Source organism: Spiroplasma attinicola, assembly GCF_023509825.1.
Classification (GTDB): domain Bacteria; phylum Bacillota_I; class Bacilli_A; order Mycoplasmatales; family VBWQ01; genus Spiroplasma_D; species Spiroplasma_D attinicola.
The window spans coordinates 36,003-51,999 of the sequence record NZ_JAKQXY010000002.1; the positions used below are offsets into that span (position 1 = coordinate 36,003).

11 protein-coding genes and 2 riboswitches are annotated in these 15,997 nt (G+C 25.0%); of the genes, 8 read left to right on the forward strand and 3 right to left on the reverse strand.

The window, feature by feature from the left end:
• The first annotated feature begins 57 nt into the window (after positions 1-57).
• Positions 58-1,056, forward strand: a complete 999-nt coding sequence (locus LT335_RS03255; RefSeq protein WP_249728649.1) for an NAD(P)-dependent oxidoreductase — start codon at positions 58-60, stop codon at positions 1,054-1,056.
• A gap of 177 nt (positions 1,057-1,233) precedes the next feature.
• Positions 1,234-2,004 (forward strand): potassium channel family protein, encoded by a 771-nt coding sequence (locus LT335_RS03260; protein WP_249728651.1) that lies wholly within the window; start codon positions 1,234-1,236, stop codon positions 2,002-2,004.
• Between the two features lie 51 nt (positions 2,005-2,055).
• Here the strand turns inward: LT335_RS03260 and LT335_RS03265 are convergent, their stop codons facing one another.
• Both LT335_RS03265 and LT335_RS03270 read right to left on the reverse strand, forming a co-directional pair.
• A complete protein-coding gene (locus LT335_RS03265; protein ID WP_249728653.1) occupies positions 2,056-3,048 on the reverse strand; it encodes an NAD(P)-dependent oxidoreductase in 993 nt (330 codons plus the stop codon).
• A 32-nt stretch (positions 3,049-3,080) separates the two neighbouring features.
• The gene (locus tag LT335_RS03270; RefSeq protein ID WP_249728654.1) at positions 3,081-4,277 is read right to left on the reverse strand and encodes an AEC family transporter; all 1,197 of its coding nucleotides are present in this window, start codon (positions 4,275-4,277) and stop codon (positions 3,081-3,083) included.
• A gap of 205 nt (positions 4,278-4,482) precedes the next feature.
• Here LT335_RS03270 and alaS point away from each other — a divergent pair, with 205 nt between their 5' ends.
• A complete protein-coding gene (gene alaS, locus LT335_RS03275) occupies positions 4,483-7,248 on the forward strand; it encodes an alanine--tRNA ligase (RefSeq protein WP_374982222.1) in 2,766 nt (921 codons plus the stop codon).
• Positions 7,249-7,270: 22 nt separating this feature from the next.
• On the opposite strand, the gene LT335_RS03280 is transcribed toward alaS, so the two are convergent.
• Positions 7,271-7,639, reverse strand: a complete 369-nt coding sequence (locus LT335_RS03280; RefSeq protein ID WP_249728658.1) for a Spx/MgsR family RNA polymerase-binding regulatory protein — start codon at positions 7,637-7,639, stop codon at positions 7,271-7,273.
• A gap of 168 nt (positions 7,640-7,807) precedes the next feature.
• A riboswitch (cobalamin riboswitch) is annotated at positions 7,808-7,973 on the forward strand.
• Between the two features lie 153 nt (positions 7,974-8,126).
• On the opposite strand from LT335_RS03280, the gene nrdF reads away from it, so the two are divergent.
• From nrdF to LT335_RS03305, 5 genes are all read left to right on the forward strand, one after another.
• Entirely contained in the window at positions 8,127-9,149 is a 1,023-nt protein-coding gene (gene nrdF / locus LT335_RS03285; protein ID WP_249728660.1) for a class 1b ribonucleoside-diphosphate reductase subunit beta, read from the forward strand.
• A 25-nt stretch (positions 9,150-9,174) separates the two neighbouring features.
• Positions 9,175-9,648 (forward strand): class Ib ribonucleoside-diphosphate reductase assembly flavoprotein NrdI, encoded by a 474-nt coding sequence (gene nrdI / locus LT335_RS03290; RefSeq protein WP_249728661.1) that lies wholly within the window; start codon positions 9,175-9,177, stop codon positions 9,646-9,648.
• Positions 9,648-11,801: a class 1b ribonucleoside-diphosphate reductase subunit alpha gene (gene nrdE, locus LT335_RS03295; RefSeq protein WP_249728663.1), complete on the forward strand. Its 2,154-nt coding sequence runs from the start codon at positions 9,648-9,650 to the stop codon at positions 11,799-11,801. Before nrdI ends, nrdE begins: the two co-directional genes overlap by 1 nt.
• A gap of 286 nt (positions 11,802-12,087) precedes the next feature.
• Entirely contained in the window at positions 12,088-13,986 is a 1,899-nt protein-coding gene (locus LT335_RS03300) for an AAA family ATPase (protein WP_249728665.1), read from the forward strand.
• A complete protein-coding gene (locus LT335_RS03305) occupies positions 13,979-15,052 on the forward strand; it encodes a hypothetical protein (RefSeq protein WP_249728667.1) in 1,074 nt (357 codons plus the stop codon). Before LT335_RS03300 ends, LT335_RS03305 begins: the two co-directional genes overlap by 8 nt.
• A 714-nt stretch (positions 15,053-15,766) precedes the next feature.
• A riboswitch (M-box (ykoK) riboswitch) is annotated at positions 15,767-15,940 on the forward strand.
• Positions 15,941-15,997 lie beyond the last annotated feature (57 nt).

Here is a 15,997-nt window from a genome sequence, read left to right on the forward strand (position 1 = left end):
AAATAACTAATGGTAAAATTAAGGTAAATAATACTAAAAAATATAAAGGAGTTATCAATGAAAGTATTATGTTATGGTATTCAAGAAGCAGAAAAACCAATTTTTGAGCAAAATAATAAGAATTATAACTTTAAATTATCATTTACTAATGAATTATTAAATGATGAAAATGTTAATAAAGTAAAAGGTTATGATGCTTTAATTTTATTTGTTAATTGTGATGCTAGTGCTGATAATTTAAAAAAGATTAAAGAATTAGGAATTAAATATATTGTTACTAGAACTGCTGGCTTTAATCATATTGATTTAAAAACTGCCAAAGAATTAAATTATGTTATTGGTCGTGTTCCTGGATATTCACCAACAGCAATTGCTTCTTTAGCTTTTAATGGTGGTTTAAGTTTATTAAGACGAACATCTTATATTTATGAACAAACTAGACAAGGTAATTTTAAAATTGATAGCAATATGTTTGCTAAAGAAACTAAAAATTGTACAATTGGAATTTTAGGAACAGGTAAAATTGGTTATGAAACTGCAAAAATGTGAAAAGCATTAGATGCAACAATTATTGCTTATGATCCTTATCCTAATGAAGCAGCTAAATCATTTTTATCTTATACTACTTTTGATGAAGTTATTGCCAAAAGTGATTTAATTTCAATTCATATGCCTTATTTTAAAGGTGAAAATGATGATGTTATTAATGATGAAGTAATTAAAAAAATGAAAAAAGGGACAATTTTAGTTAATGCTGCTCGTTCAGAATTAGTGTCTTTACCAGCTGTTATTAAAGCAATTAAAGCAAATCATTTGGAAGGTTATGCAACTGATGTTTTTCCACATGAATCAGAAATTATTAATCATAATTTTAAAGATAAATTCCCAAGTAATTTAAAATTAATTGAAGAATTAATTGCTTTATATCCTAAAACTTTAATTTCACCTCACGTTGCTTACTTTACTGATGAAGCGATTAAAAATATGTCAGAAATTTCTTTTGAAAATTTAAAACAATTACAAACAACAGGAACTTGTGATAATCGAATTGATTAAAATTTATTTTTAATTTTAAATTATTAGCAAAAAAGTCACCCTATATTCAAGGGTGATTTTAATTATTATTTTAATTAACATTGAACTTAACCTTTTTAAATTTAACGATTTTTAATAATTTTTAGTATAATGATATTATTATTTGTCATATTTAAAGAAAAAGAAAGTAGGATCGTAATGTCTTCAGAAAATGATTATTGTGTCATTGGTTTAGGAAAGTTTGGAATGTCAGTTGTAAGAACTTTAGAAGATTTAGGTAAGGTTTGTTTAGCAATTGACAAAAATGAAGATCGAGTTCAATTAGCTGCTAATGTTGCTAGTGAAGTTTTAATTTTGGATTCAACTAATCGTGATGCTTTAGAAGATGCTGGGATTCATAAAATTAAAAATATTATTATTGCTGTTGGTTCAGATTTAGCAGCTTCGGTTGTTACTGCTGTGCAAATTTTAGCATTACAAAAAGAATATAATGATGGCGAAGAAATTAATATTGTTGCTAAGGCAGTTGATAGTACTCATCAGTTATTATTAGAAGCAATTGGAATTAGTAATATTATTTTACCGGAACTAGAAGCTGGTAAAAGGGCAGCTTATCGAGCAATTTGAAAGTTAGGATTAGATTTAACTACTGTTGATCAAAAACATTCAATTGCTCATGTTATTTTGAAGAATGTTCGCTTAACTAATCGTAAGTTAGAGAATTTGCAAATTCCTGTTAATTATAATATTAATTTGATTGCGATTAAGCGTGATAATCGTGTTATTATTCCCCGAAGCGATGAAAAACTATTCTTGAATGATGAAGTGCTTTTTATTGGGGCAAATGAAAATATTGTTAAAGTTTATAATGAATTTAGTTTAAGTAATACAACAATGCCATCAAAATCATCAAAATCTAGTAAGAAGCAAAAAAGTAAAAAAGGTTTTTGAGGCAGAAAACGACCTTAAAATATGATGAAAAAACTGATTTATTTTTAAATCAGTTTTTTATTTATTATCTTAAAGTTGATTTAGACAATCACGGTTATTAATTAAATCGTCAAGGTTTTGGTAACTTATTTCAATCATATTTTTTGTTGCTTCATCAGTATAACTACCAATATGTGGAGTAATAATCACTCTTGGGTATAGTGAATTTAATTTTTCATAAATTTCAATTGGTAATTTCTGATTTTTAAAGTCTTTAAAGAAGATTTTTCCTTCTTGATTAATTGTATCTAAAGCAGCACCTTTAAGTTTATTAGTAATTAAAGCTTGATATAGTGCTTCATGATCAATTAATTCACCACGAGCAGCATTAATTAAAAAACTACCATCTTTCATTTTATTAAGAAAATCTTGATTAACCATTTTATCATTTTCTCCAGGAATGTAAGGTGTGTGTAAACTTATTAAATCAGATTTTTTCAATAATGTATTTAAATCAGTATATTCTAAAATTGTTTCATTATTTTTATTAGGATAAATATCATATCCTAAGATTTTTGCACCCATACCTTTGAAAGCTTTGGCAAATTCAATGCCAATTCGACCAGTTCCAATAATGCCAATCGTTGAATTTCTAATTTCTTTGGCAAAGATGAAATTATCAACTTTAAAATTTTTATTAGTAGAATTGTTAGCAATATAAAAAGTATTTCGTAATAAACCAACTGCTAAAGCAACTGCTAGTTCACTAACGGCATTAGGAGAGTATGCTGGTACTCTTGCTACTAAAAAACCTAATGATTTAGCATAGGCAACATCAATATGATTAAAACCAACGGTTCTTGTTAAAAGATATTTAACACCATATGATTTTAATTGATTTAAATTTTTTTCATCAGCAATACAATTTGCTCGTAACATCACAGCATCGCATCCTTTTGCTGTTGCAATATTTTCGTGAGTTAATAATTCTGATTTTAAAATTAGTTGATAATTATATTTTTTATTTAATGAGTTAAAAAATTCTTGATCAGTTTCGCGAACGCCATAACAAATTATTTTCATAAGTTCCTCCATTTTAAAATTTATTTAATTTATTAACCAAAAATTGGTAATGTTCCAATTGCAGTAACGATAATTACTCAAATTGGTAAGGTAATAATTGCCATTACTGTTGTTACTAATGTTAAATCACTGGCGATTTTTGGTTCTTTGGCAAAAGCAATTGAATAAGAAACAACGACACTAGCAGGTGGAGTTGCTGTCATAATTACTAATACTCCTAAAGCTGATTGACTTAATTTTCAACCACCTGTGGCAGATCCAATTCAAGCAATTAACATTGAAATTCCTAAAATAATTAATGGTGCAACAATAATTTTTAAACCTGTTGCATATCAAACTGTTTTAGACTTCATTGCTTGTTTAAAGTTACCATCTGATAATTGCATCCCAATGGCAATTCATGCTAATGGTGTACAAAGTGCTGCTAAAATTGTTAGGATTTTGGCAATTGGTGGAAATAATAAATCAATTCGTAATGGTGAAAATGCCTGATCGTTATTAATACCGGACATTTTTATTACTTCAATTCCTGGAATTAATTGTGTTACTCAAATAATAATTCCAATAAAAGTAGCAATTAAAATTGGGTTTAAAAAGATGTTTTTACATTGAGTTTTTACAGCATTTCTTTTATTAACTAAATAATTTTGGTAAACTTCTGTTTCTGTTTCTTTATTAGGAATTGCTTTTAGTTTTAATGCTTTTCTTTCACTGAAATTTAATTTTATTTTTGGATTTTTTCTTGTCATAATAATAAATGCCAATGAATATAAAAATACACGATAAGGAACATTAAACATATTTCCAATTGCTGAACCATTTGGTTTAAATAATTCAGAAACGATTGGTAATCCAAAAAATGTTGTTGAAGCAAAAGCAATACACATTGCTAAAGTATCTTGGATGTCACGATCATATTTAAAGAAAAATAATCGTGTCCCAAAGGCCATTAAGGCATAAAAAATAAATCCAATTGCTAAAACAGCAACTTGATTTTTTAATTCGGCAATAGTAATGTTTGTTAAAAATCCTTGTAGTGCTAACGCTGGTAAACCAATTGTCATAACTAGTTTAATTAGCACTTTATCTCATTCTCTTTTTAAAATGTTTTTTCTTGTTAACAAAAAACCTAAGAAGATAACAAAAATTGTCGCAACAATGGCACTTCAAAACCCTCAATTTTTTAAAGTTTCTAACACAGCATCATTAATTGATTTTGTTAAAATCATAAACTTTATCCTTTCTGATTAATTTTAATAACAATCTAATTAATGCCTCTTCTAAACTACCTACCATAGTTATTATATATTGCGATTTAAGTTTTATTTTTAATTTTTTCAAAATCTTTTTTATTTTTTCCAGCAATGTTATTTTCTTTGTTTTTTTAATAATTTACGATAAAATAATTTTATTAAATCAGAAAAAGGAAAAATAATTGTGAAATGAACAACCGACAAATTACGAGCTAAATGATTAGAGTTCTTTCAATCTAAAGGGCACTATCTTTTGCCTACTGCTTCTTTAGTACCAAAAGATGACCGTTCATTATTATGAATTAATTCCGGTGTTGCTAATTTGAAACCTTATTTTGAAGGAAAACAAACACCACCCGCTCCAAGATTAGTTAATTCACAAAAGGCGATTAGAACTAATGATATTGAAAATGTTGGTTTAACTGCTCGCCATCATACTTTTTTTGAAATGTTAGGTAATTTTTCAATTGGTGACTATTTTAAGCAAGAAGCAATTGTTTGGGCTTGAGAATTTTTAACTAGTAAAAATTGATTAAATCTTAGTCCAGAAAAACTTTATATTACAATTTTTTCTGAAGATCAAGAAACAGAAAATATTTGATTAAATGATATTAAAATTCCTAAAAATCATTTAATTTTAGGTTCAAGAAAAACCAACTTTTGAGATATGGGACAAGGACCTTGTGGTCCTAATACTGAAATTTATTATGATCGTGGTGCTAAATATGATCAAAATAAGATTGGTTTAAAGTTATTACAAGATGATATTGAAAATGATCGTTATATTGAAATTTGAAATATTGTTTTTTCACAATATAATAACGATGGTTTTAACAATTATACAGATTTGCCAAGAAAGAATATTGATACAGGAGCAGGATTAGAGCGAATTGTTGCTGTTTTACAAGATGTGCCAACTAATTTTGATACTGATTTATTTCAAGCAATTATTAAAAAATGTGAAACTTTTTCACAATATCATTATGAGATTAATAATTATTTTAAAAATGATCCAAAGCAAACGACAATTAATACTGCTTTTAAAATTATTAGTGATCATATTCGTTGTTTAACTTTTGCTATTGCTGATGGTGTTTTTCCAAGTAGCAAAACTCGGGGTTATATTTTACGAAGATTAATTCGTCGAGCTGAGATTTATGGTCAAAAATTAGCAATTAATAAGCCATTTTTATATCTTTTAGTACCAACAGTTATTGAACAAATGGCAGATTATTATCAAGAGTTAAAATCTAAAGCACAATTAATTGTTAATGTTATTAAAAATGAAGAAGTTAAATTTTGACAAACTTTAGTGGCAGGAAAAGAATTGTTATTAAAGATTATTAAAGAAAATCAAACAATTTCAGGCGAAAATGCTTTTAAATTATTTGATACTTTTGGTTTTCCAATTGAGTTAACACAAGAATTAGCACAAGAAAACAAAGTGGATGTTGATTTAGAAAGTTTTTATGCTTTATTAAATCAACATAAAGTTAATGCTCGTAATGCTCAAGGTGATATTAAAGCACTAACAGAACAAAATCCGTTATTAATTAACTTACAATTAAAATCAAGTTTTGTTGGTTATCAACAAGAACGAATTGATGATAGTAAAATTATTTTTCTTTTTAAAGATGATAATCAAGCATATCAAAGTTTAGAAAATACTAATGGTTATCTAATTTTAGATCAAACACCATTTTATGCTGAAAAAGGTGGCCAAGCAGCCGATACAGGAGAAATTACTGGTGAAAATGGTTATGGTCATGTTTTAGATGTTCAATCAGTTAATAATTTTAATATTCATTATTTAGAAGTGGTTGGTAAATTAAGTAAAGATGATTTTGTTATTGCAAAAATCAATCAATTAAAGCGTTATTATACAAGAAAAAATCACTCGGGAACACATTTATTACATGCAGCATTAAGAACAATTTTAGGTTCTCATGTTATGCAATCAGGTAGTTTTAATAATGATGAATACTTACGATTAGATTTTAGTCATTTTACAACTGTTACTGAAACACAAATTGTTCAATTAGAAACACAAGTACAAGCATGAATTGATGCAGCAGTACCAGCAGAAGTATTTCATTTAACTCATGATGAAGCTTTAAAAATTGGCGCTTTGGCATTTTTTGGTGAAAAGTATGATCAAATTGTTCGTGTTGTTAAGTTTGGTGATTTTTCAATTGAATTGTGTGGTGGTACTCATTGTGGTAATAGTAAAGAAGTTGAAGATTTATTAATTACTAGTGTTGAATCAAAAGGTTCAGGTAATTATCGGATTCAGGCACTAACAAGTTTTAAAACAATTAAAGAATTTTTAAACGAAGAAATGAACCAAATGAAACAAGTTAGTCAAAATCTCGCTAGTTTTTATCAAAAAAATCGGAAGATTAAAGTTGATAGTAAATTGGAACAACAATTAACAATTTTTAATAAACTTAATGCTACTAAAACTGATTGAAGAACAGCAAAAAAACTATTGCCAGAACTACAAGAACAATATCGTAAATGAAAAAAAGTTATTGATGCTCAATTTGAAAAAGAACAAGCACAAGCGTTTTTAGATTTAAAACCAATTGTAGCAAAAGATGGTAAAAATTTATTAGTTCATCATTTTCAAAACTTTAATCTTAATGTTTTAAAAAATCTTAGTGATTATTATCGTAATCGTTATCAAGATTTAATTGTAATTTTCTTAAATCAAGTTGTGGCAAATAATGAAACTTTAATTTTAGTAGCAATTAGTAAAACTTTAGCTGCTAATAATTATGATGCTAAAGCAGTTTTAATGACAGTTTTACAATCATTTCCTGGTCAAGGTGGTGGAACAAACTTATTAAGTCAAGGAAAAATTCAGGGAATTATTACTTCAGAACAAGTAATACCTTATTTTGTTAATTCAGAAACAACGCAAGAAAATGAAATAAAAAATGGTTAATAAAACTTAACCATTTTTTAAATTAATCATCTAAATTACTGCGTAAAAATATTTCAATTTCGTCTTCATTATAACCAACTTGAATCTTTTTCTTTTCAAAGTCAACAATGATTGGTCGTTTTAAGATTCTTGGTTCATCTTTAATTAATTGATAGATTTCTGGTAATCTTAATGTTTCAATATTTATTGCATGAGTTTTAATATACTTTGCTTTTGTTGCAATAATATCATTAACACCATTGGGTGCAAATTGTAATAATGTTTTTATTTCTTGGTCAGTTAATGAATCTTTGATAATGTTCTTTGCTGTGTAACTAATATTATGTTCATTGAAAAACTTAATTGTTTTTCGTGAAGATGAACAACTTGATGAAAAATAAATCTTTTTCATATCCTACCCCTGAATTTCTTTTATACTACCTTGATTTTCCCCATAATCTTTTAAAATCATAATAGCACCTTTAAAATTAATTGTGTTATTTTGTGATTTAAAAATAAAAAATAATTTAAATTAAATCATTTTACAAACAAAAAATAATATAGTATTATGACTTTACAACTAAAAAATGAAAGTTTAGATGTTCGGGAAAAAGATGAAAATTCTTTGCTGTCCCAGCAACTGTAATGCTGATGAATGTTGAATTACCCATTGAAACATTGTTTTGAGAAGGGCAACTAGTAAAAAGACGCTAAGCCAGTAGACCGGTCTAATTTTTCAGAAATAATCATTATTCCTGGGGGTGAATATTTAATTATTAAGTAATTTTATGATTTTTTTGTCGTAAAAAATTATAAAAAAGCAAAATAATTATTATCTTTAATGCCCCAATTAACTTGGGCATTTTTTAGTTATTAACGAAATTTGGAGGTAACAACTTATGGCAACACATAAGAATCAGTATTATCAAGCATCATTATCACCATTAGGGTATAGTCAAAATGGTTTTAAAGGTAAGATGCGAGCAGTAAATTGAAATGTTATTAATGATGATAAAGATTTAGAAGTTTGAAATCGAATAACACAAAATTTTTGATTACCAGAAAAAATTCCGGTATCAAATGATTTAACTTCTTGAAGAACTTTAAGTAATGAATGACAACAATTAATTACAAGAACCTTTACTGGTTTAACTTTGTTGGATACAATTCAAGCAACACTTTGTGATCCAGCACAAATTCCAAATTCATTAACTGATCATGAACAAGTTATTTATGCTAATTTTGCTTTTATGGTTGGCGTTCATGCTCGTTCTTATGGAACAATTTTTTCAACTTTGTGTTCAAGTGAACAAATTGAAGAAGCACATGAGTGAGTTATTAATAATGAAAAGTTACAAGAACGCGCTAAAGCTTTAATTCCTTATTATAGTAATAGTGATCCATTAAAATCAAAAGTTGCTGCAGCATTAATGCCAGGGTTTTTATTATATGGTGGGTTTTATTTACCATTTTATTTATCAGCGCGTGGTAAATTACCAAATACTTCTGATATTATTCGTTTAATTTTACGTGATAAAGTAATTCATAATTATTATAGTGGTTATAAATATCAAAGAAAAGTTGAAAAGTTGTCAGTAGAAAAACAAGCAGAAATGAAAAAATTTGTTTTTGATTTACTTTTTCAGTTAATTGATTTAGAAAAAACTTATTTAACAGAACTTTATCAAGGTTTTGATTTAGCTGAAGATGCCATTAAATTTAGTTTGTATAATGCTGGGAAATTCTTACAAAATTTAGGTTATGATTCACCATTTACTGAAGCAGAAACAAGAATTGCCCCAGAAATTTTTACCCAATTATCAGCTAGAGCTGATGAAAATCATGATTTCTTTTCTGGTAATGGTTCATCTTATGTGATGGGAATTAGTGAAGAAACTGAAGATGAAGATTGAGAATTTTAATTTGAGAAAGTAAGGAGCAAGTAAAATGCATAATGATGTCATAAAAGTCACAAGTGACAAAGTAGTAAAGCCAAAGGGAGCAATTCATGTTGTTTATTATTCATCAATTTCTAATAATACGCATCGTTTTATTCAAAAATTAGCAGTTTTAAACTCACGAATTCCTTATCAATTAAGTGAAGAACTTTTAGTTAATCAAGATTATGTTTTAATCACACCAAGTTATAGTGGTGGTGGTGAATTTAAAAAGGGCGCTGTTCCAAGTCAAGTAATTAAGTTTTTAAATAATAAACAAAATCGTGATTTTTGTCGGGGAGTAATTGCTTCAGGTAATACTAATTTTGGTAATACTTTTGCCATGGCAGGGCCAATTCTTTCAAAAAAACTAAATGTTCCTTTACTTTACCAATTTGAATTACTAGGAACAGAACATGATGTGACAACCGTGAGAAAAGTTTTGACAGATTTTTGAAATTCTAATGACGGAGAAAACGAATAATGGCAAAAATTACAACCTTATCAGGAAATTTAGAATCAGATCAATACATTGCTTTAAATGCTAAAACAAAGTTATTTGATTGAAATCAAGATAATTTTCAATTAGATTTACAAGCAGCTGAAGCTTATTTAGCAAATCATATTATTCCTAATTTAAAAACATTTCCAACAACTAAAGCACGATTTGATTATTTAATTAAAAATCAATATTATGACGAAGAATTAATTAATAAATATGATTTTTCTGAAATTGAAATATTAACAAATCAAGCTAATAGTTATCATCATCATTTTGCTAGTTTTGTTGGAGCATTAAAGTTTTTTAATGCTTATGCTTTAAAAAGTTTTGATGGTAAAGAATATTTAGAAACTTATTCAGAACGAGTTTTGATGAATGCTTTATTTTTTGCTGATGGTAATTTTAAAAAAGCTCAAGATGTTTTAAGGGAAATGATGTTAGGAAGATATCAACCAGCAACACCAACATTTTTGAATGCTGGCAAAAAACAACGGGGGGAGTATGTTTCTTGTTATTTGTTGCGAGTTGAAGATAATATGGAATCAATTGCTCGTGCTGTTTCAACTTCTTTACAGTTATCAAAACGTGGTGGTGGCGTAGCGTTATGTTTAACTAATTTAAGAGAGCAGGGAGCACCAATTAAAAATATTGCTAATCAAGCAACTGGTGTCATTCCTGTTATGAAAATTTTAGAAGATGCTTTTTCTTATGCTAATCAATTAGGACAAAGACAAGGTGCAGGTGCAGTTTATCTAAATATTCATCATCCAGATATTATGTTGTTTTTAGACACAAAAAGAGAAAATGCTGATGAAAAAATTAGAATTAAGTCTTTATCTTTAGGAATAGTTGTTCCTGATATTGCTTTTGAATTAGCAAAAAATAATCAAGATATGGCACTTTTTAGTCCTTATGATATTGAAAAAGTTTATGGTAAACCAATGACTGATATTTCAATTACGAAGGAGTATGATAATTTATTAAAACATCCAGAAATTAAAAAAACTTTTATTAGTGCAAGAAAGTTATTTCAAACAATTGCTGAATTACATTTTGAAAGTGGTTACCCATATTTATTATTTGATGATACAGTAAACAATCGTAATCCCCATCCAGGACGAATTGTCATGAGTAATTTGTGTAGCGAAATTGTTCAAGTTAGTTCTTTAAGTGAATATCATGATGATTTAAGTTTTAAAACTATTGGTGAAGATGTTTGTTGTAATTTAGGTAGTGTTAATATTGCAAAAATGATGGAAAGTGGTAAGGAATTTGGTCAAGCAATTGCACAAGCAATTTATGCTTTAGATCATGTTTCAAGAAATAGTAATTTAGTTTCGGCACCATCAATTGTTGAAGGTAATAAAAATAATCATGCTTTAGGTTTAGGAGCAATGAATTTACATGGGTTTCTAGCAACAAATCAGATTTTTTATGATTCACAAGAAGCAATTGATTTTACTAATATCTTTTTTTATACGATGGCTTATTATGCTTTTAGTGCTTCTAATAAATTAGCACAAGAATTTGGCACTTTTAATGGTTTTAAAAATAGTCAATTTGCTAATGGTGGTTATTTTGATAAATATATCAAGTGTCAAAGTGATAAATGATTACCAAAAACAGAAAAAATTGCAGCAATCTTTGAGCAATATCAAGTTGAAATTCCAACCCAAGGACAATGAAAAATATTAGTGAAAAAAATTAAAACAACTGGACTTGCTAATTCACATTTAATGGCAGTTGCTCCAACTGGCTCAATTAGTTATTTATCTTCTTGTACTCCTAGTTTACAACCAGTGGTTGCACCAGTCGAAACAAGAAAAGAAGGTAAATTAGGGCGAGTATATGTGCCAGCATACAAAATTACTGCTGAAAATTTACCATATTATAAATCTGGTGCTTATGAGATTGGACCTGATGCAATTATTGATATTGCAGCAGCAGCACAACAACATGTTGATCAAGCAATTTCCTTAACTTTATTTTTTACTGATAAAGCAACAACTCGTGATTTGAATAAAGCTTATATTCGTGCTTTTAAAAAAGGTTGTTCATCAATTTATTATGTTCGTGTTCGGCAAGATGTTTTGGAAGATAGTGAAAATTATGATTGCGATGCTTGTGTTGTCTAATTATTATCATTATTTACTTATTAATTAAACATAAAATAGTTTTAACTGTTTTATGTTTTTATTTTAATATAAAAAATGACCTTTTTTGAAGAAAGGTCTAATCTGAGCGAGATTTGGTTACACGCAAGTTAAATTTTACTTTAACTTATAACAATAATATTAGAACATAGTTTAAGATGAAAATAAAATGTAATTATGTCATTGACAAGAAAGAGTAAAGAGAATATAACTTATTTAAAATGAAAAAACAAGGTTATATATAGATTATTGATTTATGGGAAAAGCAATGGCAATACAATGTTTTAAAATTAAAAATTATAAATCGATAGAAGAAGTAACAATAGATTTAAAAAATAAAAAACTTATTCCATTAATTGGAATAAATAATGTTGGTAAAACTAATATTTTGGAAGCTTTAAATGCAATTAAAGGAAGTAGAAGAGGTTATTATTGAAATCATAAAAATCATGATCAACCTAATTTTAGAGTTGTTGATAATTATTATCTTAAAAATGAAAATCATAATATTCCTACTAATTTTGATTTTGAAGTTGAATGTTTATTTTCTGATTCAAAGTTTACAGAAAAATTTTTTATTAATAAAGACAATAAGAAAAATGCTATTCCTTTATTAGATAAATTAGTTAATAAGAATATTAATAGTTTTAAAAATATTATGAAAAATCATTTTAAAAATAAATATTTTTTACAAAGGGATTTTGATTTTTTTATTGAAAATTTAAAAAAAGTTTTGGAAAATCCTAGTGAAATTCATTTATATCAAGCAGAAAATTATTTTCCATTCGACCAAAATCTTCTTATTTCAAATAATGATGATAAATTGAAGAAATCATTCAAAGATTTTCTTTTAAATAGTTATGTTTTTTCTTCAAAAGAAGAAATTGAAGATATAATAACAAAATTATTTGAATTTATTAATAATTTTAGAGAATTAAAAAAAACTATTTTAAATCATGACTTATCAAGTAAAATATTTTATATTTGTACTAGTTTAGAAAATTATGAAGAATTTAAAATTTTTAGTTCAATTGATTTGTCTAAAAAAAATATTGAACTAGATTTATTAAATAATTATTTAACACCTTTAATTTATTTTAATAAAGACTGAAAGAATATTTTAATAAAAATTGAAAGTTTATTAAACAATAAAAGTCAAAGTAAAAATGAAGAATTTCTAAAAAAAATTAATGAGATTTTAAAAAAAGAATTTTTATTAGATATTTTAAATGATGATAGTAATAATTATGTTGTTTATCCAAGTTTTTATATTGATAGAGATAAGTTTTTAAATTCTAAACTGATTTTGAAAAATAATAATTTAGAATGTGAAGAAAATATTGCTTTAATAAGTCAAGGATTAAGGAATAAATTATTTTTAAAATTAAATTTAGAATATTGCAAAAAATATTCAGATAGAGAAATTATTCTTTTACTTGATGAACCAGATCAAGGATTACATATTAGTGCCATTTTACAATTATATAAAGAATTAAAGAAAATAACTGAAGAAACAAAAACTAAAATAATTTATACTACTCATAGTCCTTATTTACTAGGACATATTTTTGAAACTTATCAAGATATTTTGATTGTTGAAAAGAATAAAAATAATAAAACTGTAGTTAAATCTTATTCTGAGAATAATAAAAATGAATTAACTGAAACTGCTTTAGGAAAAGAAATTACAATAACAGGTAATGATTATTTAGTTATAAATGCAATGAATCATAAAGATTTTAAGTACATAACTGTTGAAGGTAAAACAGATCATTCTTTTTATACTTGATATAATAAGAATTATGTCAAAGATAAAAATTTACACTTTATAAGTATTAATGGTAAATTTAATACTAAATTGATTAATTTTCTTAAAATTTCAAATTTAAAATATATTTCATTATACGATAATGATTATAAAAATAATAATTTTATAGATAAAAAAAGAATTATAAAATATAATGATGTTTTCTCACATAAAAAAATTAAAGATTTAGAAACTTTATTAAAGAATATTAAAGATGAACATTTAACACTTATCAAAAGTGATGATTTTAATAAACTTAATGATTATTATCAAAAATTATTACAAGAATCTGAAACTGAAGAAAATATTAAAGAATTATTTACATATTTAAAACAAAAATTTGGTGAATTAAATGACTAGTTTCTTTTTGAAAAAACAAAATAATAATGCTTTAAAAGAAATAGTAAAGTTTGAATCAAAATTAGATCAAAAATTATTAAATCAAAAAGATAGTATTTCTAATAAATTAAAGCAAAATCTTTTTATCAAAGAGAATGTTACAATTTTTATATATCATGATTATTTATTTGAAAATGCAAAAAAACAATGTGAAAAATATTTAAATTTAGCAATTTCAATTTTGGATGATTGTAAAGAATATAGTTGAGATAATATTTGAAATAATTTTAAAAAAATAATTTATGAAAAAGTAATTAATTATGATTGAGAATATTTAATGATTTTTAGATGAATATTATTATTAATTTATTTAAATGAAAATCAAAAGATAGAATTAGAATTCTTTTTTATAGTTCATAAGAAGTTTGAGAAAGATTTTCAAAATTTTGGCTTTCTTACAGATAAGTATGGTTATTATTATGATAACAATAATTTAATTCAAATTGATGAAGAAATTTTTTTAGAATTTGATAAATTAGATAGTTTATATTTAAAGATTAAAAATTTTTTTGAGCAATTAGATATTTTTTTTCTTAAAAATTTTTCTCTTATAGTAAAAGAATTAAATTTTAATTATAAAAAAATAAAGAATAAAATTATACAAAAAGATTATTTTTTTAATCATCAAAATTTAAGTAAATTAATTAAACCAAACCATAAAAAATATATAAGTAATTTTACAACAATCAAAAATAATTTGAATTTGCCAATTAATTATATTTTTATTAAATATTTAGTTGATAATAATTTTCTTTGTATAAATGAAAATTTAATAGAAAACTTTTTGCAAAAAATTAATCAAGATTTAGAAATAGAAGATACTACTTTTTTGAGAGAAAAAATATTTAATTTTCTAAATAGAAGTAAAGTTTATAAAAAAATAGATAAAAATTATATTTTTAATTTATTTGATGATTATAGTAATAATTATTTGGAAGAACATATTATAAAACAATTTCAAGATATGATTTCTGATCTTAAATTAGATATGCCTTTTCCTATAATTGAATTATGAGGAATAATATAAATATTAAGCAAATAAACATAAAACAGTTTATCTGTTTGGAATGCACCTCAAAAATAGACACGAAAATAAAAAGTTATGTGAAACTACTTATGGAGGCGCATTCCAATTTTATTTTTATGTTTTTTTATTTAAAAGTAAAAATTTGAATAAAAAAATAACCTTTCTTAAAGAAAGGTCTAATTTGAACGAGATTTGGTTACCTGCAAGTTAAGTTTTTTACTTTAACTTATAACAACAATATTATTATATATTTAGTATGAGCTGGTACAACAAAACAAGTTAATATTAACGAAAAGTCTATTGTTATAAAAATTAATAATATTGATACTTATTTTTATAATAAAAATTTAATTAAAGTTAATACTAAAGATTTAATTAATAAGTGATATATAAATGATAACAATAAAATTTTTATTTTAAATGATGAACAACAAAAATTATTTATAAGTAAATTTAGTAAATTAACTTTTCAAATTGATCCTTATATTGAAATTACAAAATTAAAATTTGAAAATAATCAATTAAGACTTGAAAATGAATTGTTAAAAAACGAGATTAAAGATAATGGAAATGAAAAACTAAATGAACAAGATAGTTATGAAATGTAAATTAAAAAAATAGTTTAAAATATTAAAATTTTCTTCTCTTTTACTCATAATAATTGTTTAATTAAGATTTTTCTGCTATAAATAAGGTAGATAAAATAATCGAATATTTTTATTCTGTTAGGTGAGGCTACTTTACGGATATATGCTGCTACCCACTTTTGTCTAAAGACAAAAAAATGGGTGAACAACTTTTGTCGAATTAAGGCTTAAGTTAATGTAGCTGACTTATACTTTTAAGTCAAAGTTGTAAAGTGCTAAAGCTCAACGCGGTGAATAAATTCTTTTTAATTGTGAATAGGATTTATTTTTTCCGTAAATAAATCTTTTTTTATTTTTT